Origin of the sequence: Paraburkholderia antibiotica, from assembly GCF_012927125.1 — a bacterium.
In the GTDB taxonomy this organism is placed as follows: domain Bacteria; phylum Pseudomonadota; class Gammaproteobacteria; order Burkholderiales; family Burkholderiaceae; genus Paraburkholderia; species Paraburkholderia antibiotica.
Genome location: NZ_JABBFZ010000002.1, coordinates 602,108 through 626,055, shown reverse-complemented (window position 1 = coordinate 626,055; position 23,948 = coordinate 602,108). Strand labels below are relative to the sequence as shown.

The following is a 23,948-nucleotide window of genomic DNA, read 5'->3' as shown; positions in this document are numbered from 1 at the left end:
TAGTGGACCAAAGTCTTATATCTCGTTCGGCTTTCAACAAGTAGGCTACAGCTTCAATGGTCCACTTACCGGAGCGACTGCGCGCTCGCGCCGTCTTATGGTCAACCCTAATCAAATCATTGCTGTCGTCGATGATGACGAGTCGGTTTGCCGTGCCATCAAGCGCTTGCTGCATTCGGAAGGTATTCGGGCTGAGACGTTTTCGAGCGGCGACGAGTTTCTGAATGCGCTTGCGGCAATTCCGTCCTATCGGCCAGCGTGCGTGATCCTGGACGTCCAGATGCCTGGCAGCAATGGACTGGAAGTCCTGCGTCAACTCACGTCCATGCGCGTGCCGGTCATCATGATCACCGCTTACGACGATCTCGCCGTCCGTCAGGCCGCACTCGCGGCAGGCGCCGCCGCGTATCTGCGCAAGCCCTTTACGAGCGCGATCCTGTTCAAGGCCGTCGAGATGGCGGTGAACGGTAATCCGTCATCCTGAACATTGTGCTGACCATCTTCCGCGCGGCGCGGATATGAGACCAAGGTCCGATTGTCGCCGTTGCTCCGAGCCGCCAGACTGAACTCAATCGACGCGTCGAATGGAGCGCGGCCTGCGTTGTCCCGAACGCGCGGCCCTCGCGTTCGCGGCGCATGCGTGCGTGCGCGCGCAAGACGCTGTGCGCGAGCATTCAACGAACAAGCGAGGGCTCACGTGATGAACTCAAGTTCGGTGTTTCTCGCGATTCTTCTCAGCACCGTCGCGCTGCGTTCGGTCACCGCATGGCTTCCCGAGCGACGGAGTGAGCGATGAACACCGTCCCTGTGCGTTCCGTCCCGCTACGGCCGACCGCCTGCGCGCTGCTGCTCGCGGTAGCGGCGCTATCGCCGCTGGTCGCCTGCAAAAAAGCCGCGCCGCCGCCCGCTGCGACAGCGGCGGAAGTGACGGTAACCACGGTCACGCAGCAGGACACGCCAGTCGATTTCGAATTCACCGCGCAAACGCAAAGCTCGCGGGAAGTCGAAATCCGCTCGCGGGTGGACGGCTTTCTCGACAAGCGCACCTACACCGAGGGCCAACTGGTGAAGACCGGGCAAACGATGTTCCAGATGGACCGCAAGCCGTTCGAGGCCGCGTTGCAGACCGCCAAAGGAGAGTTGGCGCAGCAGCAGGCACGGCTCGAAGTCGCCAAGGCCAATCTCGCGCGCGTGCAGCCGCTGGCCGCGCAGAACGCGCTGAGCAAGAAGGATCTCGACGACGCGGTCGGCAACGAGAAGCAGAGCGCAGCCGCGGTGATCTCCGCGCAGGGCGAGGTCGACACCGCGTTGCTGAACCTCGGCTACACGACCATCAAGTCGCCGCTGAACGGTCTGTCGAGCTTCGCGCGCCAGCAGGACGGCAGCTACGTGACGGCGACTTCCAACGGCTTGCTGACCTACGTGTATCAACTTGATCCGATGTGGGTGAACTTCAGCATCTCCGAGAACGAGATGCTGAAGTACCGCGACGAGATCGCGGCGGGCCGGTTGAAATTTCCTTCGCACAACGATTTTGTCGTCCATCTGGTTCTCGCCGATGGCTCGCTGTTCGCCGAAGAAGGTCACATCGACTTTGCGAATCCGGCCTTCAATACCGAAACCGGCACCTTCCTCGTGCGCGCGGTCTTCGACAATCCACACGGCACCTTGCGCCCCGGGCAGTTCGTGCGCGCGCGCATCTCCGGCGCGCTGCGGCCCAACGCGACGCTGGTGCCGCAGCGCGCGGTCCTGCAGGGCGCGAAGAGCCACTTCGTGTGGGTGGTCGGCGCGGATTCGAAGGCACATCAGCAAGTCGTCGAGGTGGGCGACTGGCAGGGCGATCAGTGGTTCATCTCGGATGGACTGAAGGCGGGCGAGCGCATCGTCGTGGACGGCGCGTTGCGCGTCACGTCGGATGCGCCGCTGAAGATCGTCAAGGAGCTGCCGGCGAGCAGGAGTTCGACGGCGGTGGCGACGGCGGCCTCGGACAGCGCCGCCGCGCCGCCCGCCACCGAGACTCCGGGGCCGGCGGCGCACGGCTCCGGTGGCACCAGCGCCGAGTGACGGGGCGGCCGCCATGAACATCTCGCGCTACTGCATCGATCGCCCGATTTTCGCGTCGGTCATCTCGATCGTGATTACGCTCGGCGGCGCGCTGGCGATGTTCTCGCTGCCGGTCGCGCAGTACCCTGACATCACGCCGCCGCAGATCACGGTGTCGGCGACCTATCCGGGCGCCAACGCCGAGGTTGTCGCGAACAACGTCGCCGCGCCGATCGAGCAGCAGGTCAACGGCGCGGACAACATGATCTACATGAACTCGTCGAGTTCGTCGACCGGCAGTCTGACGCTCAACGTGTTCTTCGAGATCGGCACCAATCCCGAGCTGGCCCAGGTCGACGTGCAGAACCGCGTCAATCTCGCGTTGCCGCAACTGCCGCAATCGGTGCAGTCGCAAGGCATTCAGGTGCAGAAGAAGTCGTCGGCGTTCATGATGGTGATCGCGATCTATTCGCCGTCCGAGCGCTACGACCCGGTCTATATCGCGAACTTCGCGAACATCTACGTGCTCGACGCGATCAAGCGGATTCCGGGCGCGAACCAGTCGAGCATTTTCGGCAACCCCGACTACGCGATGCGTATCTGGCTCAAGCCCGACCGGATGGCGCAACTGGGCGTGACGGCCGCCGACGTGCAGAAGGTCGTCGCGAACCAGAACCAGCAGTTCGCGGTCGGCAGCATCGGCCAGTCGCCGACGGGCAGCGAGGTGCAGCAGTCGTTCGCGGTCACGACCACCGGACGCCTCGCCGAGCCGTCGCAGTTCGACAACATCATCGTGCGCGCCGCCAGCGGCGGCGCGGCGATCGTGCGGCTCAAGGACATCGGCCGCGCGCAGCTCGGCCAGAAAGACTACTCGATTCGCAGCCGCTTCCAGGGCAAACCGGCCACGGTGATCGCCGTCTATCAGCAGCCGGGCGCGAATGCGCTCGACGTGTCGAAGCACGTGCGCGCGACGCTTGCCGAGCTGAAGAAGTCGTTCCCGGAGGGCATGACCTATGAGATCGCGATGGATACGACCGAGTTCACGCGGGCGTCGATCTCGGACGTGATCCACACGTTTTTCGAGGCGCTCGTGCTCGTCGTGATCGTCGTGTTCGTGTTCCTGCAGAGTCTGCGCGCGACGCTGATTCCGATCGTCGCGGTGCCGGTGTCGATCGTCGGCACCTGCATGTTCATGCTGCTGCTCGGTTTCTCGATCAACATGCTGACGCTGTTCGGCATGGTGCTCGCGATCGGCATCGTCGTCGACGACGCGATCGTCGTGATCGAGAACGTCGAGCGCAACATGACGGTGCATAAGCTGTCGCCGAACGAGGCCGCGAAGCGCGCGATGGACGAAGTCGCCGGGCCGGTCGTGGCGATCGTGCTGGTGCTGTGCGCGGTGTTCGTGCCGGTCGCGTTTCTCGGCGGCATCACCGGGCAGATGTACAAGCAGTTCGCGATCACGATTGCGATTTCGGTGGTGCTATCCGGGGTGGTCGCATTGACGCTGTCGCCGGCGCTCGCCGCGTTGCTGCTGAAGAGCACGCACCACGAAAAGAAGGGCTTTTTCCGCTGGTTCGACAACCAGTTCGCCCGTATGACGGGGGGCTATACGCGCGCCGTCAGGCTCATCATCAAGCGCTGCGTCATCGCGCTGGTGTTCTTCGTCGCGATGATCGTGCTGGCGGTGCTGATGGTGCGCTCGATTCCATCCGCGTTCCTGCCGCCCGAGGACCAGGGCTATCTGCTTGGCGCGGTCATCATGCCGGACGCCGCGAGTCTCGACCGCACCGGCGAGGTGTCGCAACTCGTCACCGATTACTTCAAGCAGCAGGAAGCGGTCGGCAGCATCACCACGGTCGACGGCTACAGCCTGCTCGACAACCAGAACAAGAACAATGCGAGCGCGTTCTTCGTCGGTCTGAAGAGCTTCGACGAGCGCTACACGCGCGCCAACATCAGAACGCAGAACGCGCGCGCCGTGCTGCTCGACGCGTACCGTCATTTCGCGAACGTGCCGCAAGGCATGGTGCTGCCGGTCAACCCACCGTCCATTCCGGGGCTCGGCACGACGGGCGGCACCGAGGTGTGGATTCAGAGCAAGGGCGACGCGAGCATCGCGCAGCTCGCGGGCGTGGCCGATCAGTTCGTGCAGAAAGCACGGGCTAGCAAGGAGCTGACCGGCGTCACGATGACCTTCAATGCGTCGTCGCGGCAACTGCTGGTCGACGTAGACCGCGACAAGTCGGAGACGCTCGGCGTGCCGGTCGAAGATGTTTATAGCGCGATGCAGACGATGTTCGGCTCGCTGTACGTATCCCAGTTCAACCGTTCGAGCCGGCTGTGGCAGGTCATCTTGCAGGCCGAACCATCGTATCGCCTGAAGCCGACCGACCTCGATCAGATCTTCGTGCGCAGCCGTACCGGCACGATGGTGCCGATCAAGTCGGTGGCGAGCTATCGCTATGTGACGGGCCCGGACCTCGTGACCCGCTTCAACAACTTCCCGGCCATCAAGGTCACCGCGAACGCCGCGCCGGGATTCAGCTCCGGCCAGGTGATCGCCGCGCTCGAGCAGATCGCTACGCAGATGCCGGAAGGCTACGACGTCGCGTGGAGCGGCGAAGCGTACGAGGAGCGGCAGTCGGGCGGCACCTCGGGGCTCGTCTTCGTGTTCGGCCTCGTTATGGTGTTCCTGATCCTCGCCGCGCAGTACGAGAAGTGGACGCTGCCGTTCGGCGTGCTGATGGCGGTGCCGTTCGCGCTGTTCGGCGCGCTGCTCGCGATCATGCTGCGCGGCCTCTCCAACGACGTCTACTTCCAGATCGGGCTGACGATGCTGGTCGCGCTCGCCGCGAAGAACGCGATCCTGATCTTCGAGTTCGCGGTGCTCAATCGCGAGACCGGCGCGTCCGTGTTCGACGCGACGATGACCGCCGCCGAAGAACGGCTGCGGCCGATCGTGATGACCTCGCTCGCGTTCATTCTCGGCTGCGTGCCGCTCGCGATTGCGACGGGCGCGTCGGCCAACAGCCGTCATTCGATCGGCACTGGCGTGATCGGCGGGATGCTTGGCGCAACCGCGATCGCGGTGTTTTTCATCCCGATGTTCTACTACCTGCTTGAACTGATGTCGTCGCGCTCGAAGGGCGGCAAACCGTCCACGCCGGATGTTTCGGGCACGGGCGGCGCGGGGCCCACGGTGGTGCCGGGTCCGGGGGCGTCGAGCGAGGCGCCGTCCGCGCCGCAAGAGGGCGATTGAGATGCGCGCGACGCTGCCGGCACGGATGCTCGGGGCCGCGCTGCTGCTCGGCCTCAGCGGCTGCCTGCTCGGCCCGAACTACGTGAGGCCGGCGGTCGACGTGCCGGCGACCTATCGTTTCGCCCAGGGCGAGGCCGCCGATATCGCCAACACCGCGTGGTGGGGGCAGTTTCAGGACCCGGTGCTCGATCAGTTGATCGCCACCGCGCTGCAGGAAAACCGCGACGTCAAGATCGCGGCCGCGCGCGTCGACGAGTATCGCGGGCAGTTCGTGACCACCCGTTCCGGGTTGTTCCCGCAGGTCGCAGCGGGCGCCGACGCGTCGCGCCAACGCATCTCGCAGTCCGAGGGCGTGCCGCTGCCCAAAGGCGTTGCTCCGATCTACAACCAGTTCGACGCGACGCTGTCGGTTGCGTGGGAACTCGATCTGTTCGGCAAGGTGCGCCGCGAAACCGAAGCGGCGCGCGCGAATCTGCTGGCAAGCGAAGAGGGTCGCCGCGCGATGATTCTGACGCTGGTCGGCGCGGTCGCGTCGGCCTACATCAATCTGCGCAGCCTGGACCGGCAACTGGAGATCGCGAAGGAGACCGTGCAAAGCCGCGCGGAATCGGTGCGGGTATTCGAGGCGCGCTTCCACGGCGGCGAAGTCTCGCAGATGGAACTCGCGCAAAGCCAGTCCGAGTACCAGGCCGCGCAGGTGACGATTCCGCAGCTCGAAGCGCAGATCGCGCAGCAGGAAGACGCGTTGTCGGTGTTGATCGGCACGAATCCCGGCGCGATTCTGCGCGGCCGCGAACTCGCGCAGATGGGCATGCCGCGGATTCCCGCGGGCTTGCCGTCCGATCTGCTCGAACGCCGTCCCGATCTGCTGGAGGCCGAGCAGACGCTGGTCGCGCAGAACGCGCTGATCGGCGCGGCGCGCGCGCTGTACTTTCCGTCGATTTCGCTGACGGGACTGTTCGGCTCGGTCAGCGCGCAGTTCTCGAATCTGTTCACCGGGCCCGCGCGGGTGTGGTCGTTTGCCGGCAGCGTCACGCAGCCGATCTTCACGGCGGGCAGCATCGCGGGCCAGGTGCATCAGGCCGAAGCGCGCCAGCAGCAGGCGCTGTTCGCGTACGAGAAGGCGATTCAGGTGGCGTTCCAGGAAGTCGAGGACTCGCTCGTGTCGGTGCAGAAGACGCGTGAGGCGCTCGATGCGCAGAACCTCCAGATCGAGGCGCTGCACACCTACGCGTATCTCGCGCGGCAGCGTTACGAGGGCGGCTACACGAGCTACATCGAAGTGCTCGATGCGGAGCGCAGCCTGTTCAATGCGCAACTCAGCTATACGCAAACCCAGGGTGCGGTGCTGACCTCGTTCGTCACGCTCTACAAGGCGATGGGCGGCGGCTGGGTGCAGGAGGCGGAAAAGCTGACGGTGCCGCCGGCGGCGGCCGCGCCGGCGTCGTCGACGGCGCCCGCATCGCCCACGTCGCCCACGTCGCCCACGTCGCCGTCACCGTCATCCTCATCGCCGGAGGCCCCCGTTTCACAGCACGCGCCCGCGACAAGCGGCGCGCCGATCGCGCTGGAGGCGAGATGATGAGCGAGGAGATCATCGCGTGCGAGGAGTGCGATCTGCTGCAGCTCGGCGCGCCGCCCGCGGCCGGCCATGCGCTGCGCTGCCGGCGCTGCCGCGCGGAATTGCGGCGCGGCCGCTCGAACGGGCCCGAGTACGCGCTCGCGTTCACGTGTGCGTCGGTGGTGCTGCTGGTGATCTCGAACCTGTTTCCGATCGTCGGTCTGTCGCTGAACGGTCACGTCGTGCAGACGACGCTCGCCGGTTCCGTGAGCATGCTGTATTCGCACGGCTCGTGGCCGCTCGCCTTGCTGGTCGGTCTCACGACGATCGTCACGCCCGTGCTGCAGACCCTCGCGATGCTCTGGCTGCTGCTGCCGCTGCACTTCGGGCGCCTGCCGTGGCGCGCCGCGGAAGGCTTCCGGCTGTTCCAGCTGGCGCGGCCGTGGGGCATGACCGAGGTGCTGATCCTCGGGCTGCTGGTCGCGCTGGTCAAGCTCGCGCATATCGCGAAGGTGGTGCCGGGCACCGCGCTGTGGTCGTTCATCGCGCTGATGTTGCTGCTGGCGGCCGCCGCGGCGACCTTCGATCCGCACGAGGTGTGGGCGCGCATCACGGCGGCGCATGGCGCGCGCGTGTTCCGCTTGCCGCCGATCCGCTGGCGCCGTCACGCGCTCACCGCGTCCGCCTACGGGCTCGTGCTGTGCGAGGAATGCGGTCTGCTGCTCCGGCCGGCCAGCGGCGGCAAGCCGGTCTGCCCGCGCTGCAAGGCGCCGCTGCATCGCCGCAAGCCCGCGAGCCTGTCGCGGACGTGGGCGTATCTGCTCGCGGCGATGGTGCTCTACGTGCCGGCTAACGTGCTGCCGGTGATGGACACGAGTTCGCTGTTCGGCACGCAGAAAGACACGATCATGAGCGGCGTGGTCTATCTGTGGGTCTCCGGTTCGTGGCCGCTCGCGGTGCTGGTGTTCATCGCGAGCATCGTCGTGCCGATGCTGAAGATTGTCGGCCTCGCGTATCTGGCCGGCTCGACGCAGTTGCGCTCGCGCTGGCTGCCCGGGCAGCGCACGCGGATCTATCGCGTGATCGAGCTGATCGGGCGCTGGTCGATGCTCGACATCTACGTGATCACGATGCTGGTCGCGCTCGTGCAGTTTCAGGCGCTCGCGACCATCAAGGCCGGCCCGGCTGCGATCGCGTTCGGCGCGGTCGTCGTGCTGACGCTGCTCGCCGCGATGGCGTTCGATCCGCGTCTGATGTGGGATGCGCTGGAGAGCGGCCGTGGCCACGCCGAATGACGAACCCGAGCTGCCCGCCGCCGAACCGGTGCCGCGTTCGCGCTGGCGCATGCAACTGGTGTGGCTGGTGCCGATCGTCGCGATTCTGATCGGCGGCTGGCTCGCGGTGAAGGCGATCATGGAGCGCGGCGAGGAAATCAGCATCAGCTTCAAGACCGGCGAAGGCCTCGAAGCGGGCAAAACCAGGCTCAAGTTCAAGGATGTCGACATCGGCGTGGTCGAGGCGGTGTCGCTGTCGCCGGATCACAAACGCGTGGTGGCGAAGGCGGAAGTGACGCGCGACGTGTCGGACCTGCTCGTCGACAACACGCGCTTCTGGGTGGTGCGTCCGCGCATTTCGGGCGGCACGGTGTCGGGACTCTCCACATTGCTGTCGGGCTCCTATATCGACGTCGACGTCGGCAGCTCGGCGAAGGCGCGCCGCAGTTTCGTCGGGCTCGAAGAGCCGCCCGTGATCGCGAGCGACGTGCCGGGGCACGAGTACACGCTGCACGGCAGCGGGCTCGGCTCGCTCGACGTCGGCACGCCGGTGTTTTTCCGCCGGCTGCAGGTGGGCCAGGTCGCGTCGTACCAGTTGGACGCCGACGGTCGCGGCGTCACGGTGAAGGTGTTCGTCAATGCGCCGTACGACCGCTTCGTGAGAACCGACACGCGCTTCTGGCACGCGAGCGGCGTCGACATGGCGTTCGACAGCAATGGCTTGCGCGTCGAATCGCAGTCGCTCGTGTCGATCATCATCGGCGGCATTGCGTTCGAATCGCCGCCCGATTCGCAGATCGACACGGGCGCCGACAACAACACGCCGTTCCAGCTGTACACCACACGCGCCGATGCGATGAAGATGCACGATCGTATCGTCGATAAATACGTGGTGAATGTCACGGACTCGGTGCGCGGACTGACGGTCGGCGCGCCGGTCGATTTTCGTGGCGTCGTGGTCGGCGAAGTGACGGCGATCTACACGCGCTTCGATCCGGTCACGCGCCGCTTCAGCATTCCCGTCGAGATCAACGTCTATCCGGAGCGCTTCACGTCGCGCTATCAGAACGACGGCGCGGGCGGGCGCATCAGCGACGACCCGCACGGTCTCGCGAACTACCTCGTCGAACACGGTTTCCGCTTCCAGTTGCGGAGCGGCAATCTGCTGACCGGCCAGCAGTATCTGGCGCTCGATTATTTCCCCGACGCGGCGAAGGCGTCGATCGACTGGAGCAAGACGCCGCCCGAAGTACCGGCGGTGCCGCGCGCGCTGCAATCGCTGCAGGACTCGGTGACGCGTCTGCTTACCAAGGTCAACAACATCCCGTTCGACGACATCGGCAAGGACGCGCGCTCGACGCTGCGCACCACCAATGCGATGCTCGCGCAACTGAACAGCGAGGTCGTGCCGAAAGCGCACGACACGCTGCAGTCCGCGCAAACCGCGCTCGATTCCGCCAATGCCGCGTTGCAACCGGACTCGTCGCTGCAGCAATCGACGGAGGACGCGATGCATGAAATGACCCGCACGGCTGCCGCATTGCGCACGCTGGCCGACTATCTGGCGCGGCATCCAGAAGCGCTGGTGCGCGGCAAGTCGGAGGACAAGCCATGAGGTACGCGCTGGCGTGGCCGTTGCTCGTGTGCGTCGGCGCGTTGCTCGGCGCGTGCAAATCGCCGGCGACCAACTTCTATACGCTCAGTCCGGACGAGTCGCTCGCGGGGGTGAGTGCGACTGGCGCGGTTGCAAATGCGGCGGCGGCCACTCGTCCGATCGCGGCGGTGGTCGGTCCCGTGACGATTCCGGAGCTGGTGGACCGGCCGCAGATCGTCACGCGAGTGAGCGGCAACGAAGTCGTGGTCAACGAATTCGACCGCTGGGCGCAGCCGTTGACCGGCGACATCGGCCGCGTGATTGCCGCCGACCTCGGCGCGCTGCTGAACTCGGAGCAGATCTCGGTGTTCGATGCGGTGCGCGACCCGGCTGTCGTGTGGCACGTGCGGATCGACGTGATGCGCTTCGATTCCGTGCCGGGGCGCGACGTCACCGTCGACGTGCTGTGGGCCGTGCGCCCGCCCGGCAAGGGCCGCGCGCTGACCGGCCGGTCGATCGCGCGGGAGAGCGTGTCCGGGCCGGGATTCGGGCCGCTCGTCGCCGCGCACGATCGCGCGCTCGGCACGGTGAGCCGCGCGATCGCGGCGGCGGTGCAGGCGAATGCGACGCAGTGAAGGATGCGACGTCGTCGACGCGACGCAGCCGTGGCACCATAGTCGCCACGCCCAACCTGCCGCGCAGCGCAGGCACCCCACGAGGAACCCGTCGATGGAAAGGCATCAGAAGTATCAGCGTCTGATCGATTACTGCCGGACGTTGCCGGCACTGCCGACCGCCGTCGCGCATCCGTGCGACCAGAGTTCGCTCGCGGGCGCGATCCAGGCGGCGGACATGGGCCTGATCGAGCCGGTGCTGGTCGGGCCGCGCGCGCGCATCGAGGCGATCGCGGCCGAGCACGGCATCGATATCTCGGACTGCGCGATCGTCGATGCGCCGCATAGCCATGCGGCGGCCGCGGCGGCCGTGCAACTGGTGCGCGAAGGCAAGGCGGAAGCGCTGATGAAAGGCAGCCTGCACACCGACGAACTGATGGCCGAGGTGATCCGCCGCGATGCGGGCCTGCGCACCGCGCGCCGCATCAGCCATTGCTTCGTGATGGACGTGCCGGCGTACGACCATGCGCTGATCATCACCGATGCCGCGATCAACATCGCGCCGACGCTCGAAGACAAGGTCGACATCCTGCAGAACGCGATCGATCTCGGCCACGCGCTGCGGATGGACGAAGTGCGCGTGGCGATCCTGTCCGCGACCGAAACCGTCAACCCGAAGATCCCGTCGACGGTCGAAGCGGCGGCGCTGTGCAAGATGGTGGACCGTGGGCAGATCGTCGGCGCGCTGGTCGACGGCCCGCTCGCGCTCGACAATGCGATCAACCTCGAAGCGTCGCGCATCAAGCGGATCGAATCGCGCGTCGCCGGCCGCGCCAATATCCTGCTGGTGCCGGATCTCGAAGCGGGCAACATGCTCGCGAAGAGCCTGTCGTTTCTGGCCGGCGCGGACGCGGCGGGGATCGTGCTCGGCGCGCGCGTGCCGATCGTGCTGACGAGCCGCGCGGATTCGCTGACGACGCGGCTCGCGTCGTGCGCGGTCGCCGCCATGGTGGCGCAGGCGCGGCGCGAAGCCGCCAAGGTCGTCGGGTGACGCCATGACCGATGCGATCCTTGTGCTGAACGCGGGTTCGTCGAGCCTGAAGTTCCGCGTCTTCGACGCGCAAAGCGCGCAACTCGACCTCATCCTGCGCGGCCAGATCGAAGCGCTCTATACCCACCCGCGATTTCGCGCGGTCGACCGCGACGGCGACGCCGGCTCGTGCGACTGGGGCGACGGCTACCGGCTCGGTCATCAGGGCGCGATCGAGTACCTGGCGGGCTTTCTGCGCAACCACGGCGGCGGCCTTCGGGTGGTGGCGCTCGGCCATCGCGTCGTGCACGGCGGCCAGCGTTTCAGCGGGCCAGTCCTCGCGACGCCCGAGGTGCTCGACGAACTGGAACGGCTGACGCCGCTCGCGCCGCTGCATCAGCGGCATAACCTCGAGCCGATCCGGATCGTCGCGCGCATGCGCCCCGATCTGCCGCAGGTCGCGTGCTTCGACACCACCTTCCATCTCACGCAGAGCGAGACCGCGCAGGCCTTTGCGCTGCCCGCGTCGATTACCGAGCGCGGCGTGCGGCGCTACGGCTTTCATGGGCTCTCGTACGAATACATCGCGAGCGTGCTGCCGCAGATCGCGCCGGCCGCGGCGGCGGGGCGCACCGTCGTCGCGCATCTGGGCAACGGCGCGAGCATGTGCGCGATGATCGCCGGCAAGAGCGTGGCGAGCACGATGGGTTTCACGGCGGTCGAAGGCCTGCCGATGGGCACGCGTTGCGGCAGCCTCGATCCCGGCGTGATTCTGTATCTGCTCGACGAATTGCAGATGGACACGGAGGCGGTCGCCGAGCTGATCTACAACAACTCAGGGCTGCTCGGCCTGTCCGGCATCTCGGCCGACATGCGCGTGCTGCTCGACAGCCGTGAGCCGCGCGCGCGTTTCGCGATCGACGTCTACACGTACCGGATCGCGCGCGAACTCGGCAGTCTCGCCGCGGCGATGGGCGGGATCGACGCGCTGGTGCTGACGGCCGGCATCGGCGAACACGCGGTGGCGATCCGCGAGCGCATCGTGCGCGATGCGGCGTGGCTGGGCGCGGAACTCGACGAGACCGCCAACCGCGCGGGCGGTCCGCTGATCAGCCGCGCGTCGGCGAAACTGCCGGTGTGGGTCGTGCCCACCAACGAGGAACTGACGATCGCCCAACATACGCGCGCGCTCGCCGGCGCGCGGATGGCGTGAAGGAGCGCTTGTACATCGAAGGCGGACTGAATATCGTGGTGTCGTGCAGCACAACGCAATGCAAGGCAACGCAACGCCACGCAACGGTCGAGGAGCAATCATCATGGCTGAACTGCTGCTTGGAAACGTCGAGGAAAGCGTCTCCGACGAAGAGATCGGCGAGTTTCTGACCCGCTACGGTTTTCCGCGCTTCAATTCGATTCAGCGCATTCCCGGCGCGGGGTCGCGGCCGGCCGCGCTGCTCGTGTTCGAGCACGTCAGCGCGGAAGGCCTGCGCGTGCTGCAATCGCGCATCCACAACCTGTACTGGAAGGACCGCACGATCACCGCGCTGCTGCTGCCGGAGCGCGACGAATCGTGACGATCGACGGGAGCCGGGCATGGGCCTGTTGTCTCGATGGCTGACACGGCGTAACGCCGCGCCGGAAGACAGCGCGAGCGAGGCGGCGAAGGACATCGTCGGGCGGGTCGTCGGGCTCTGTCCGTCGCTGCGGCTCGCGCGCAATTGCGAGGCGCGCCTGCTTCCGGCCGTGCAACAGGCCACCGCGTATCTGGGACGGCTCGTCGCCGAAGTGCCGCCCGCGCGCGAGGCGAGCGCGGCGACCTGGGCGGGCGACCCGTATATCCACGCCTTTTTCGCCACGCCCGATGAAGTGGCCGCCGTCTTCAGCCACTCGCGGGAATTGCGCGCGTTCTTTCACGACCGTCCCGACGCGGACGAGGTTTTCGCGGTGCTGGGCATGGCCATCGACGAGCGGCATATTTTCGGCGTCGCGCAACACGGCGATGCGACCCATACCGACATCGCGCAGACGACCGTCAGCTTCAGCGATCACCAGGTGCGCGTGTGCGGCGAGTCGGAGGCCGCGCTGCGGCACGAAATCGTGCTGCGGATCGTCGATCAGCTGGTGCTCGAAGGGCTCGGCAAGATCGAGGCCGAGACGCGGCGGCACGATGCGCTGGAGCGCGAACGCGCGCTGCTGAAAACGCGCCTGACGATTCTCGAGCGACAAGGGGCAGGAGTGCGCGCGCTGCTCGGCAGCGAGGCGTCGTCGAATTTCGCGGAAGTGGCGCGGCTGCAGGCGCAGATCGAGGAGAACGATCGCGCGCTCGCCGAGCTGGGTCTGAAGACCGAGGCGCTGGAGCGGCATCTCGATGTGATGTGCGCCGTGCTGACGTCGCCGGATGCCTATTTCTACGTGCTGAAAAGCACCTTCCGGCTCGACCGGATGAACGTCGTGGTCGAGCCGGGCGACACGCGGCCCGCGCATGAAATCGATCTGCGCATCGCGCGGCTGCCGGCCAGTCCCGATGCGATGCGGGTTTTTTCGACGGTGCGCGTGCGGTGCGGCGATCTGACGCCCGCGCCCGATGTCGTCGCCCAGGCGCAGCGCCTGTTGATCTGACGCAATGGTTCGGCATCCCGGGACAGGCACGCTTGAGAGTCTGGCCGCCTACGAGGATGCGATGGATACGACCTTCATTCGACTCAGTCGTCCATTTTTCGACCGTCACGACGCGCTGTGTTTTTCCGCCTATGCGTTCGGCTGGGGCTATTGCGCGTTTTCACTGGACCCCACCGTCGCCGACGAGGCGCTGGGTCGCGCCGGTCAGTCGGCGCGGCAGCGGCGGGTCGGGTTCGCGGTGAGCCGGGCGCGAATCCGCGACGCGGTGCGGCGCGCCGTGCGCAGGGGATGCGGCGAGCGCGTCGCGCTGGACGTGGACGATTTCCGCTGACGCGCTCGCGGGTTGGCCGATGGGCCCGCTCGCGGTAAGCAGCGGCTGCAGCGGCGACGCAAGCGCGCCCATGCCGTTACTTGATCGTGTAACCGCGGCCTTCCATGCAAGCGGCGTACGCGCGATTGAAGGTGCTCATCGCGCCCTGCGACTGTGCTTGCGTCGATGCGGCGGCGGCCCGGCGGTTCTGCCGCGCGCGCGAGCCGCCGACCACCGTGCCGGTGGCCGCGCCGATCGCCGCGCCCTTGCCCGCATCGCCGGCGATCGCGCCGATCACCGCGCCGCCGGCCGCGCCGCGCGCGGCGCCCTGCACGCGCTCGCCGCCGCCCACCGCGGGCCCGGACGGCGGAGGCGGCGCGTTGGCGACCGCGGCCGGGTCGACGCCGGTATTGCTCCGGGCCCACGAATAGCAGGCGCCTTCGTCCTGCTGCTGTTTCTGCGCGCTTTGGCCTTTGGCCGGATAGGCGATCGGCCGCGATTGCGCGAGGCCGTCGAACGATAGCGACACCGTCAACGCGGCGACAATCCAGTACTTCGTCGATGTATTCACGACAGCTCCTTGCGTGAGTCCACGCTGGTGCGAGTCGCCGGTTGCCTGTTTTTCCGCAGGCGGGAGGGCGGAACCGGCATCCGTCGAATAGCGTCCTTGCTGGACCGGTTGCCGCGCGCCGAGGGAGCCGGGAAGGCGCGAGAGAAGTGCGGATAACGACGACGCAACGACGACGCAACGAGGATGCGCCGATGGCGCGGCAACGGCAGGTTCGCTTTCATGATTGCGTCGCGCGGGGGCGTGCGCAATCGGACCAAGGTCGTATTTGCAATCGCGCGACCGCTTTCCACACTGTACGCATGCAACAGGTGTGTCTCGTTTCCATTGCTTCGAATAAGGTCGATCGAAGACGGCGGGCCGGTACCGCAGTCATGGCAACGCGGATCGATGACGAAGCGCGAGGGGAAGCATCGATGGGCCGCGTTACGCATGCTCGTGAACGGATCGGCCGGGGCGTTTGGTGGGTCCGGCTGGTTCGGATCGTTCCGTTCTTTCCGCCGACGACGGCACCCGCCGGAGGGCGGTGCTCGTGCGTGCGGCGTGTACTGCATGCACAGCGCCTGCCGCATCTTCCGCATACACCTTTCACCCCGCTGCGCGCAGCGCTTGCCGTCGCCCTACGCGCGACGCTCGTCGCGTGCTGCGGCGCGCCGTTCTTCCCGTTTTTCGTTGCACCTTCGTTGGCGCAGGCCCCCGCGGCCGCTCCCGCGAACGCAGCGGTGCCGGCGGCGACGCTCGACAACCTCGTCGGGCCGATCGCGCTCTATCCGGACGATCTGATCGCGATCATTCTTCCTGCCTCGACCTATCCGGTGGAAATCGTCCAGGCCGACCGCTTTCTCGATCGGCACAAGACCGACAAATCGCTGAAGCTCAACGACGCGTGGCAGGACCCGGTGAAGGCGCTGCTCAATTACCCCGAGATCGTCAAGAAAATGAGCACCGATCTCGACTGGACGACCGCGCTCGGCGAAGCGGTCGTGGCCGATCAGGGCGCGGTGCTCGAAGCGGTGCAGCGTTTCCGGCGCAAAACGCAGACGGCGGGGCATCTGAAATCCGACGACAAGCAGGTCGTGGTCGTCGAGAAAGAAGTGATCAAGATCCAGCCGGCCGATCCGCAGGTGATCTACGTGCCGCAGTACAACCCGCAGACCGTCGTCGTGGCCAGCGCGCCGGTGACCTATGCGTACGCGCCCACGCCGTATCCGGCTTACTACTATCCGTACGCGCCGGGCGCCGCGCTCGCGACGGGGCTGATCTGGGGCGCGGCGATCACCGCCGCGTGGAACGGCGGCCACTACGAGACGAATTACGGAGGCGGCGGTAACAACAACATCAATATCAATCACGAGCGAAACGTCGAGCGCGGCGACCGGACCGTCAACCGGGGCGATCGGAGCGTCGAGCGCGGCAACATCAATACGGGCGATATCAATCGCGGTGGTGGTGGCGGTGGCGGTCGTGGCCAGGGCGGTGGCTCGTCCGCGTGGGTGCCGGATCGCAAGCCGGGCCAGGTTAGCGGCGTCGCGGATCGCTCGGCACGCACGCAGCGGGTCGGCGATCCGCCGTCGCGTGGTGGTGGGGCTGGTGGCGGTGGCGGTTTCGGAGGAGCCGGCGCGGGTGCCGGCGCGGGAGCGGGCGGGGGCGGCTTGGGGAGTGCCGGCGGCGGCGCGGGCGCGCAAGGTCGGGCGCAGCAACAGCCGGCGCAGCGCGCAGCGGCCTCGCCGGGCACGCGCGACGTGAATCCGCGCGCCGCGCAAACGCGCGGCGGCGGCGAGGCCTTCAGCGGCTACGGCTCCGCGCACGACGCGCAGGCCAACAGCGCGCGCGGCGCGGCGAGCCGTCAATCGTTCGAGTCGCGCGGACAGTCGGCGCGCGCGTCGGCCCGTGGCGGTGGCGGATTTGCCGGCGGAGGAGGCGGGTTTGCCGGAGGCGGCGGCAACTTTTCGGCGCGCGGCGGAGGCGGCCGCGGCGGCGGACGGCGATAGGGGATGGCCATGATCGAGCGGAACATCACCGGCAGGCGCACGCGCGACGCGTCGCGCGCCAGGGTCGCCGCGGCGCGCGGGCTGAGTGCGCTGGTTTTTGCGTCGATGTTGGCGTTGCCGCTGGCCGCGTTCGGCGCCGGACAACGAACCTTCGCGACGCCGGAGGAAGCGGTCAGCGCGCTGTCCGACGCGCTGAAAGCCGGCGACGAAGCGGCGCTGATCAGCATCTTCGGCGACACGCACAAGAGCCTCGTGGCGTCGCCCGATCACGCGGAGAACGAGGCGAACTGGGCCAAGGCGAGCGCCGAGCTCGAAGCCTTTCACGCATTCGACGACGCGGGTCAGACCCGGCGCATTCTGCTGGTCGGCGACGAGGCGTGGCCGATGCCGATTCCGCTCGTGAAGGAAGGCGGTACGTGGCGATTCGCGACCGAGCAGGGCGAAGACGAGATCATCAACCGACGCATCGGCGCGAACGAGCACGAAGCGATCAAGGTGCTGCGTGCCTATCTCGACGCGCAGCGCGAATACGCATCGCGCGATCGCAATCACGACGGCCTGCTCGAATACGCACAAAAACTCGCCAGTACGCCGGGCAAGCAGGACGGCCTCTACTGGCACACCGATGAAGACAGCGACGCGGAGCCGAGTCCGTTCGGGCCGCTCGTCGCCGCCAGTTCGGAATACCTGAAAGGCCACGTGGCCGGCGATCCTTATCGCGGCTACCACTTCCGCATCCTGACTCGGCAGGGCCGGCACGCGCCGGGCGGCGCGTTCAGCTACGTGATCAACGGGCACATGCTCGCCGGATTCGCGATGGTCGCCTATCCGGCGCGCTACGGCACGAGCGGCGTAATGACCTTCGTCGTCAACAACAACGGCGTGATCTACCAGAAGGATCGCGGCGCGCATGCGCCGCCGATTACCGAGTTCGATCCGGACAGTTCGTGGCAGCGCGTCAAGGATGCGCTTTGAGCGGCGGTGCGGTACACCAGCGCCTCTACGACCAAGGTCCGATGCGAAGCGCGCGGACGGAAGGCTACGCTTCGAAGCAGGCACGCGCGGCCCTCGGCTCGAATTCGGGCGCGCCGCGCCGCACGCGGGTTTTCTTCCGATCGGCTTCCGTACGCGAGGCGCTACGTTGAGCAACGAATCCAGCGGCAGCGGTCTTTCGATGACCGCGTCGCCCGCACGCGGCTGGCGCGCCGCGTTGCCGCCCATGCAGTGGCTGCGCGGTTATCGGCCGCGCTGGCTGCTGAACGACGCGGTCGCCGGCGTGACGCTCGCGGCCTACGGCATTCCGGTGTCGCTCGCGTATGCGTCGCTGGCCGGCTTGCCGCCGCAATACGGAATCTACGGCTATCTGGTCGGCGGCCTGCTGTACGCGCCGTTCGGCTCGTCGCGTCAACTCGCGATCGGACCGACCTCGGCGATCTCGATGCTGGTCGGCGTGACCGTCGCCGGCATGGCCGACGGCGATGCGGCGCGCTGGGCCTCGATCGCGGCGCTCACGTCGTTGCTGATTGCGTGCATGTGCGTGATCGGCTGGCTGTTACGGCTGAGTTCGCTCGTCAGCTTCATCAGCGAGACGATCCTGCTCGGCTTCAAGGCGGGCGCGGCGCTGACCATTGCAATGACGCAGCTGCCGAAGCTGTTCGGCGTGAAGGGCGGCGGCGAGTTTTTCTTCGAGCGGATCGCGGTGCTGGGCGCGCAGATTTCGCACACCAACGTCAGCGTGCTCGTGTTCGGCGTCGTGTGCATCGCGCTGCTGCTGCTCGGCGAAAAATTTCTGCCGGGCCGGCCGGTGGCGCTCGGCGTGGTGGCGGTGTCGATCGTCGTGTTGTCGGTCACGCCGCTGGCCGGCGCGGGCTTCGCGCTGGTGGGCGCGCTGCCGCGCGGCTTGCCCGCATTCCATTTGCCGGGGCTGCGCCTGCGCGACGTCGACGGCATCGTGCCGCTCGCGTTCGCGTGCCTGTTGCTCGCGTATGTCGAAAGCGTGTCGGCCGCGCGCTCGCTCGCGCGCGCACATGGCGACGAGATCGATGCGCGCCAGGAACTGCTCGGCCTTGGCGCGGCCAATCTCGCCGCCGGGCTGTTCCAGGCGCTCCCGGTCGCGGGCGGGCTGTCGCAATCGTCGGTGAACGACAAGGCGGGCGCGAAAAGCACGCTGGCGCTCGTGTTCGCGTCGCTGGCGATCGGCATCGCGCTGCTGTTCCTCACGGGGCTGCTTGCCAATCTGCCCAACGTGGTGCTCGCGGCGATCGTGTTGGTGGCCGTCAAGGGGCTCGTCGACATCGGCGAGTTGCGGCATGTCTGGCGCGTGAGCCGCTTCGAATTCGCGATTTCGATGGTGGCGTTCGCGGCGGTGCTGTTGTTGGGAATCCTGAAGGGCGTGATCGTCGCGGTACTCGTGTCGATGCTGTTGATCATCCGGCGCGCCGCGCATCCGCATGTCGCGATGTTGGGGCGCATTCCCGGCACGCGCTATTTCTCGGACCTCGAACGCCATGCCGACAACGAGGTCGTGGCCGGCGTGCTGGCCGTGCGGGTCGAGGCGGCGCTGCTGTATTTCAACGTCGAGCACGTGCGCGAGACGATCTGGCGGATGATTCGCGCCGCGCCCGCGCCGGTTCGCCTCGTGATCTGCGATCTGTCCGCGGCGCCGCTCGTCGATCTGGCGGGCGCGCGCATGTTCGACGTGCTGGATGCGGCACTGCGCGCTTCCGGTATCGCGCTGAAAGTCGCCGGCGCTCATGCGGACGTGCGTGACATGCTGCGTGCCGAAGGACTCGAAGCGCGCATTGGCCCGATCGATCGACGCACGTCGGTGGCGGATCTCGTCGATGCATTCGGCTCGGGCGGCCCGCGCGCGGACGATGCGCACGGCGTGCCGCGCACTGCCATCTAGCGCGCGGAGCGCACCCTGTAGCGAGGAGAGCTAGCCATGTCCTGCCAATTTCGATTCCGACTCCGATTTCGTCCGGCCGCACGCGCGCTCGCGGCGCTGGCGCTGCTGATAAGCGCGAACGCAGGCCACGCGGCCAACCTCAACTTCCTGAAAGACACACCCATTACCTACATGCGCGACGCCGATCGCAAAGCGCTGAATGCCGCCGCGCAAAAAGCGCTCGATACGAAACAGGACGGCGAAGCGCTCGAATGGAGCAATGCGGGCACGGGCAACCCGGTGTCGATCACGGGCACGGTGACGCCGCACGATACGTCGAAGGACGGCGAGCGAACCTGCCGCAGCGTGACGCTCGTCGCGCTGGCGAAGGGGCAGACGCAAAGTCTGACGCCGATCGCCTGCAGGAGCGGCAACGGGCCGTGGAAGCTCCTCAGGAAATAGGTTCGTGCGGCGCGCCGGGGTGGGACCAAGGTCGTATTGTTTTGTCCCGGTGGAAGAACCATTGTATGCAGAACGAGAGACCGCTTGCGCAGATCGGCTGTGCGTGATCGAAAGTCGACCGCCGCTATTCATTGACCATTCACCCGCTCTCACATCGTGTCGACGGGCGAACCGCAGACGAGGGCTACGATGACCTGGCTCGTTACGACGTTACGACAGTACCCGGAACTCGCGGTCTTCCTGTCGCTTGCGATCGGTTACTGGATCGGCGGAAAAAGCTATAAAGGGTTCAGTCTCGGCGCGGTGACGGCGACGCTGCTGGTCGCCATCGCAATCGGCCAGTTGCACATCACCATCTCGCCGAACGTGAAGTCGATCTTCTTTCTGATCTTTCTGTTCGCGGTGGGCTACGGCGTCGGCCCGCAGTTCGTGCGCGGTCTCGCGAAAGACGGCTTGCCGCAGGCGCTGTTCGCCGCCGTGCAGGCGGTGCTGTCGTTGGGCGCGGCGGTGCTCGTGTCGAAGATCGCGGGCTACGACATCGGTTCGGCGGCCGGCCTGTTCGCCGGCTCGCAAACCATTTCGGCATCGATGGGGCTCGCGTCGGATGCGATCAACCGGCTGGGCAGATCGCCCGACGAAGCCAAGGCGCTAATCGATGCGATGCCGACCGCGTACGCGGTCACGTACATATTCGGCACGGTCGGCTCGGCGGTGCTTCTCGCGACGCTCGGGCCGCGACTGCTGCGTATCGATCTCGTCGCGGCCTGCAAGGAGTACGAAGCGACGCTCGGCGGCACGACGGAGCTGGGCGGCGGCGGTCAGGCGTGGCATCGCTACGAGCTGCGCGCGTATCGCGTGGTGGCGGATAGCCCCGCGTGCGGCAAGACCGTGAGTCAGGTCGAGGCGTTGCAGCCGGAGAACACGCGGCTCTTTATCGAGCGTATCCGCCATGGCGACAAGATCGAGGAGGCGACGCTCGACATGGTGCTGCAGGCGGACGACGTCGTCGCGATAGCGGGCCCGCGCGATCAGCTGGTCGCGGTGCTCGGCGCCGGCGGCGCGAATGCTGCGAGTGCTGCGAATGCCGCGAATGGCACGACGCTCGACGAGGGCGGCGATCACACGCTCGCGGTGCGCCGCGCCCGCGCGATCGAAGTGGACGACCCCGAACTGCTGGCCGTGCCCGCCGAAGGGGTGGACGTCTACGTGACGAGCAAGACCGTGGATGGCAAAACCCTGCAGGAACTCGCCGACCTGCCGCTCGCGCGCGGCGTCTTTCTGCGCAAGATCAAGCGCGGCCCGACGGAAACGCAGATTCCGATTCTGCCGAGCACGAAGCTGCATCGCGGCGACACGATCACGATCGTCGGGCGCACTCAGGACACGAGCGCCGCCGCGAAAGTACTCGGCGTGCTCGATCGCGCGACCAACGTGACGGATGTCGCGTTCGTCATGCTCGCGATCACGATCGGCGCGCTGGTGGGCGCCGTCGTCATCAACGTTGCAGGGATTCCGCTCACGCTGTCGACAGCTGGCGGCGCGCTGATCGCCGGTCTCGTGTTCGGCTGGCTGCGGGCCATTCATCCGACTTTCGGCCGGATTCCGGAGCCGACGGTCTGGTTCATGAACTCGGTGGGACTCAACGTCTTCATCGCGGTGATCGGCTTGACGGCGGGGCCGGGATTTATCGCCGGCTTGCAGAGCCTCGGCGTCGGCCTGTTCCTGTGGGGCATCGTCGCGACGTCGCTGCCGTTGATCCTCGGCATGTTCATCGCGCGCTACGTGTTCCACTTTCATCCGGCCATCCTGCTTGGCGTCTGCGCCGGTTCGCGAACGACGACCGCCGCGCTCGGCATGATCTGCGATGCCGCGAAAAGCCAGATCCCCGGCCTCGGCTACACCGTGACGTATGCGGTGGGCAATACGCTGCTGACGATCTGGGGGATGGTCGTGGTGATGCTGATGGCGTGAGCGGGCGTGTCGCTCGCGGCGACGCCGGATTGGCCGTAGCGGAACGAACACTGCGCAGCAATTGCGTTCAGGAGGAGACATGAACAAGCGGGACAAACAGGACGCCGAGAAGGACAAAGACAAGGACAAGGCGGCGAGGCTGGCGGCGCTCAGCCCGTTCGAGCTGAAAGACGAGTTGATCAAGGCGGCGGGCGGCGGCGCGGTCGAGCGGCCCGCGAATCTGGCGATGCTCAATGCCGGGCGCGGTAACCCTAACTTCGTCGCGACGATTCCGCGCCATGGCTTCTGGCAACTGGGCCTCTTCGCGATGCGCGAGGCGGAGCGCTCGTTTGCGTATCTGCCGGAGGGCGTCGGCGGCTTTCCGAAGCGCGATGGCCTGGTCGAGCGCTTCGAGCTGTTTTTGCGCGGCAACAAGGGCGTGCCGGGCATCGCCTTTCTCGCGAGCGCCGTGTCTTATGTGCGCGATCAGCTCGGGCTGTCCGCGAGCGACTTCCTGTACGAAATGTGCGAGGGCATTCTCGCGTCGAACTATCCGGTGCCGGACCGGATGCTGAAGCTCTCCGAGGTTATCGTCGGTCAGTATCTGCGCCGCGAGATGATCGGTAAGCATCCGTTCATCGGCGAGTTCGACATTTTCGCGGTCGAAGGCGGCACTGCCGCGATGACCTACATCTTCAACACGATGCGGCAGAATCACCTGATCAAGTCCGGCGACACGATCGCGCTCGGCATGCCGATTTTCACGCCATACATCGAGATTCCGGGGCTCAACGACTATCAGCTGGCGGTCGTCGACGTGAATGCCGATGTCGAAAAGAACTGGCAGTACTCGAAAAAGGAACTCGACAAGTTGCGCGATCCGAAGGTGAAGGCGTTCTTTCTCGTCAATCCGAGCAATCCGCCTTCGGTGCGGATCAGCGACGAAAGTCTTCAGTACGTGGCCGAGATCGTCAACGAGCGCCCCGATCTGATCCTGCTCACCGATGACGTGTACGGCACCTTCGCCGACGACTTCGTGTCGCTGTTCGCGCTCGCGCCGAAGAACACCATTCTCGTCTACTCGTATTCGAAGTACTTCGGCGCGACCGGCTGGCGGCTCGGCACGATCGTCACGCATCGCGACAATATTTTCGACCGGCTGATCGGCGAGTTGCCGAAGGACGTGAAGAAGGAACTGCATCACCGCTACGAGTCGATCACGACCGAACCGGACAAGCTGAAGTTCATCGACCGCCTCGTCGCCGACAGCCGCACGGTCGCGCTCAATCACACGGCGGGGCTGTCGACGCCGCAGCAGGTGCAGATGGTGCTGTTCTCGCTGTTTTCGCTGATGGATACGCCTGACGCGTACAAGAAGGCGCTGAAGCGGCTGATCCGCAGCCGCAAGCGCGCGCTCTACGACGGCATTGGTATTACGTTCGACGACAGCGACATCAACCAGGTCGACTACTACACGATCCTCGACATGGAGTTTCTCGGCGAGCGCGCGTACGGTCGCGAGTTCGTCGAATGGTTGCTGAAGAACACCGAGCCGTCCGAGCTGCTATTCCGGCTTGCGCGCGAAGCGCGCGTGGTCGTGCTGCCCGGCCGCGGCTTCGGCACGCAGCATCCGTCGGGGCGCGTGTCGCTCGCGAATCTGAACGAGTCCGACTACCGCAAGATCGGTCAGGCGATCCGCACGCTGCTCGGCGATTACGTCGAGCGCTACAACGCGGCGACCGGCAACACGCTCGACAGGAACAAGGTCCTGTAGCACTACCCG

20 protein-coding genes are annotated in these 23,948 nt (G+C 66.6%); 18 read left to right on the top strand and 2 right to left on the bottom strand.

From position 1 onward, the window contains the following. The first annotated feature begins 97 nt into the window (after nt 1-97). The 12 genes from HHL14_RS06855 (at nt 98) to HHL14_RS06800 (ending at nt 14,328) form a co-directional block, all read left to right on the top strand. Entirely contained in the window at nt 98-484 is a 387-nt protein-coding gene (locus tag HHL14_RS06855) for a response regulator transcription factor (RefSeq protein ID WP_169496799.1), read from the top strand. Nucleotides 485-792: 308 nt separating this feature from the next. Then, complete coding sequence (locus HHL14_RS06850) at nt 793-2,064, top strand: efflux RND transporter periplasmic adaptor subunit (RefSeq protein ID WP_169496798.1); 1,272 nt, start codon at nt 793-795, stop codon at nt 2,062-2,064. Between the two features lie 13 nt (nt 2,065-2,077). Continuing rightward, entirely contained in the window at nt 2,078-5,305 is a 3,228-nt protein-coding gene (locus tag HHL14_RS06845) for an efflux RND transporter permease subunit (protein WP_169496797.1), read from the top strand. A gap of 1 nt (nt 5,306) precedes the next feature. Further along, nucleotides 5,307-6,887 carry an efflux transporter outer membrane subunit gene (locus tag HHL14_RS06840; RefSeq protein WP_169496796.1) on the top strand — a complete coding sequence of 527 codons (1,581 nt, stop codon included), beginning with the start codon at nt 5,307-5,309 and terminating at the stop codon, nt 6,885-6,887. After that, nucleotides 6,884-8,161, top strand: coding sequence for a paraquat-inducible protein A (locus HHL14_RS06835; RefSeq protein ID WP_169496795.1), 1,278 nt, complete (start codon nt 6,884-6,886; stop codon nt 8,159-8,161). The genes HHL14_RS06840 and HHL14_RS06835 overlap by 4 nt, the downstream gene beginning before the upstream one ends. 49 nt (nt 8,162-8,210) lie before the next feature. Beyond that, entirely contained in the window at nt 8,211-9,755 is a 1,545-nt protein-coding gene (locus HHL14_RS06830) for a PqiB family protein (protein WP_230412951.1), read from the top strand. Beyond that, nucleotides 9,752-10,369 (top strand): PqiC family protein, encoded by a 618-nt coding sequence (locus HHL14_RS06825; protein ID WP_169496793.1) that lies wholly within the window; start codon nt 9,752-9,754, stop codon nt 10,367-10,369. Before HHL14_RS06830 ends, HHL14_RS06825 begins: the two co-directional genes overlap by 4 nt. Then, nucleotides 10,356-11,399: a phosphate acetyltransferase gene (locus HHL14_RS06820; protein ID WP_169496792.1), complete on the top strand. Its 1,044-nt coding sequence runs from the start codon at nt 10,356-10,358 to the stop codon at nt 11,397-11,399. The genes HHL14_RS06825 and HHL14_RS06820 overlap by 14 nt, the downstream gene beginning before the upstream one ends. 4 nt (nt 11,400-11,403) lie before the next feature. Next, nucleotides 11,404-12,591, top strand: coding sequence for an acetate/propionate family kinase (locus HHL14_RS06815; protein WP_169496791.1), 1,188 nt, complete (start codon nt 11,404-11,406; stop codon nt 12,589-12,591). Between the two features lie 103 nt (nt 12,592-12,694). Next, nucleotides 12,695-12,952 (top strand): RNA-binding protein, encoded by a 258-nt coding sequence (locus HHL14_RS06810; protein ID WP_169496790.1) that lies wholly within the window; start codon nt 12,695-12,697, stop codon nt 12,950-12,952. Between the two features lie 19 nt (nt 12,953-12,971). Beyond that, on the top strand, nt 12,972-13,997 hold the full coding sequence (locus HHL14_RS06805; RefSeq protein ID WP_169496789.1) for a hypothetical protein: 1,026 nt from the start codon (nt 12,972-12,974) through the stop codon (nt 13,995-13,997). Between the two features lie 61 nt (nt 13,998-14,058). Then, nucleotides 14,059-14,328: a hypothetical protein gene (locus HHL14_RS06800; protein ID WP_169496788.1), complete on the top strand. Its 270-nt coding sequence runs from the start codon at nt 14,059-14,061 to the stop codon at nt 14,326-14,328. Between the two features lie 76 nt (nt 14,329-14,404). On the opposite strand, the gene HHL14_RS06795 is transcribed toward HHL14_RS06800, so the two are convergent. Both HHL14_RS06795 and HHL14_RS06790 read right to left on the bottom strand, forming a co-directional pair. Next, the gene (locus HHL14_RS06795) at nt 14,405-14,878 is read right to left on the bottom strand and encodes a glycine zipper family protein (RefSeq protein WP_169496787.1); all 474 of its coding nucleotides are present in this window, start codon (nt 14,876-14,878) and stop codon (nt 14,405-14,407) included. Continuing rightward, complete coding sequence (locus HHL14_RS06790; protein WP_169496306.1) at nt 14,875-15,429, bottom strand: hypothetical protein; 555 nt, start codon at nt 15,427-15,429, stop codon at nt 14,875-14,877. The genes HHL14_RS06795 and HHL14_RS06790 overlap by 4 nt, the downstream gene beginning before the upstream one ends. A 129-nt stretch (nt 15,430-15,558) precedes the next feature. On the opposite strand from HHL14_RS06790, the gene HHL14_RS33515 reads away from it, so the two are divergent. The 6 genes from HHL14_RS33515 (at nt 15,559) to HHL14_RS06760 (ending at nt 23,939) form a co-directional block, all read left to right on the top strand. Next, nucleotides 15,559-16,866, top strand: coding sequence for a DUF3300 domain-containing protein (locus HHL14_RS33515; protein ID WP_268966580.1), 1,308 nt, complete (start codon nt 15,559-15,561; stop codon nt 16,864-16,866). Between the two features lie 9 nt (nt 16,867-16,875). Next, nucleotides 16,876-17,841: a DUF2950 domain-containing protein gene (locus HHL14_RS06780; RefSeq protein ID WP_169496785.1), complete on the top strand. Its 966-nt coding sequence runs from the start codon at nt 16,876-16,878 to the stop codon at nt 17,839-17,841. Nucleotides 17,842-18,040: 199 nt separating this feature from the next. Next, nucleotides 18,041-19,774 (top strand): SulP family inorganic anion transporter, encoded by a 1,734-nt coding sequence (locus tag HHL14_RS06775; RefSeq protein WP_407945267.1) that lies wholly within the window; start codon nt 18,041-18,043, stop codon nt 19,772-19,774. Nucleotides 19,775-19,810: 36 nt separating this feature from the next. Next, a complete protein-coding gene (locus HHL14_RS06770; protein WP_169496783.1) occupies nt 19,811-20,215 on the top strand; it encodes an RT0821/Lpp0805 family surface protein in 405 nt (134 codons plus the stop codon). A 189-nt stretch (nt 20,216-20,404) separates the two neighbouring features. Further along, entirely contained in the window at nt 20,405-22,186 is a 1,782-nt protein-coding gene (locus HHL14_RS06765; RefSeq protein ID WP_169496782.1) for an aspartate-alanine antiporter family protein, read from the top strand. A gap of 79 nt (nt 22,187-22,265) precedes the next feature. After that, entirely contained in the window at nt 22,266-23,939 is a 1,674-nt protein-coding gene (locus HHL14_RS06760) for a bifunctional aspartate transaminase/aspartate 4-decarboxylase (protein ID WP_169496781.1), read from the top strand. Nucleotides 23,940-23,948 lie beyond the last annotated feature (9 nt).

Excerpts from the sequence above, each read along its gene's own strand:
- HHL14_RS06840 (WP_169496796.1), top strand. The coding sequence starts at position 5,307 with ATGCGCGCGACGCTGCCGGCACGGATGCTCGGGGCCGCGCTGCTGCTC.
- HHL14_RS06830 (WP_230412951.1), top strand. The coding sequence starts at position 8,211 with ATGCAACTGGTGTGGCTGGTGCCGATCGTCGCGATTCTGATCGGCGGC.
- HHL14_RS06845 (WP_169496797.1), top strand. The coding sequence starts at position 2,078 with ATGAACATCTCGCGCTACTGCATCGATCGCCCGATTTTCGCGTCGGTC.
- HHL14_RS06765 (WP_169496782.1), top strand. The coding sequence starts at position 20,405 with ATGACCTGGCTCGTTACGACGTTACGACAGTACCCGGAACTCGCGGTC.
- HHL14_RS06810 (WP_169496790.1), top strand. The coding sequence starts at position 12,695 with ATGGCTGAACTGCTGCTTGGAAACGTCGAGGAAAGCGTCTCCGACGAA.
- HHL14_RS06775 (WP_407945267.1), top strand. The coding sequence starts at position 18,041 with ATGACCGCGTCGCCCGCACGCGGCTGGCGCGCCGCGTTGCCGCCCATG.
- HHL14_RS06820 (WP_169496792.1), top strand. The coding sequence starts at position 10,356 with ATGCGACGCAGTGAAGGATGCGACGTCGTCGACGCGACGCAGCCGTGG.
- HHL14_RS06835 (WP_169496795.1), top strand. The coding sequence starts at position 6,884 with ATGATGAGCGAGGAGATCATCGCGTGCGAGGAGTGCGATCTGCTGCAG.
- HHL14_RS06770 (WP_169496783.1), top strand. The coding sequence starts at position 19,811 with ATGTCCTGCCAATTTCGATTCCGACTCCGATTTCGTCCGGCCGCACGC.
- HHL14_RS06760 (WP_169496781.1), top strand. The coding sequence starts at position 22,266 with ATGAACAAGCGGGACAAACAGGACGCCGAGAAGGACAAAGACAAGGAC.
- HHL14_RS06780 (WP_169496785.1), top strand. The coding sequence starts at position 16,876 with ATGATCGAGCGGAACATCACCGGCAGGCGCACGCGCGACGCGTCGCGC.
- HHL14_RS06825 (WP_169496793.1), top strand. The coding sequence starts at position 9,752 with ATGAGGTACGCGCTGGCGTGGCCGTTGCTCGTGTGCGTCGGCGCGTTG.
- HHL14_RS06805 (WP_169496789.1), top strand. The coding sequence starts at position 12,972 with ATGGGCCTGTTGTCTCGATGGCTGACACGGCGTAACGCCGCGCCGGAA.
- HHL14_RS06815 (WP_169496791.1), top strand. The coding sequence starts at position 11,404 with ATGACCGATGCGATCCTTGTGCTGAACGCGGGTTCGTCGAGCCTGAAG.
- HHL14_RS06855 (WP_169496799.1), top strand. The coding sequence starts at position 98 with ATGGTCAACCCTAATCAAATCATTGCTGTCGTCGATGATGACGAGTCG.
- HHL14_RS06800 (WP_169496788.1), top strand. The coding sequence starts at position 14,059 with ATGGATACGACCTTCATTCGACTCAGTCGTCCATTTTTCGACCGTCAC.
- HHL14_RS06790 (WP_169496306.1), bottom strand. The coding sequence starts at position 15,429 with ATGCAGTACACGCCGCACGCACGAGCACCGCCCTCCGGCGGGTGCCGT.
- HHL14_RS06850 (WP_169496798.1), top strand. The coding sequence starts at position 793 with ATGAACACCGTCCCTGTGCGTTCCGTCCCGCTACGGCCGACCGCCTGC.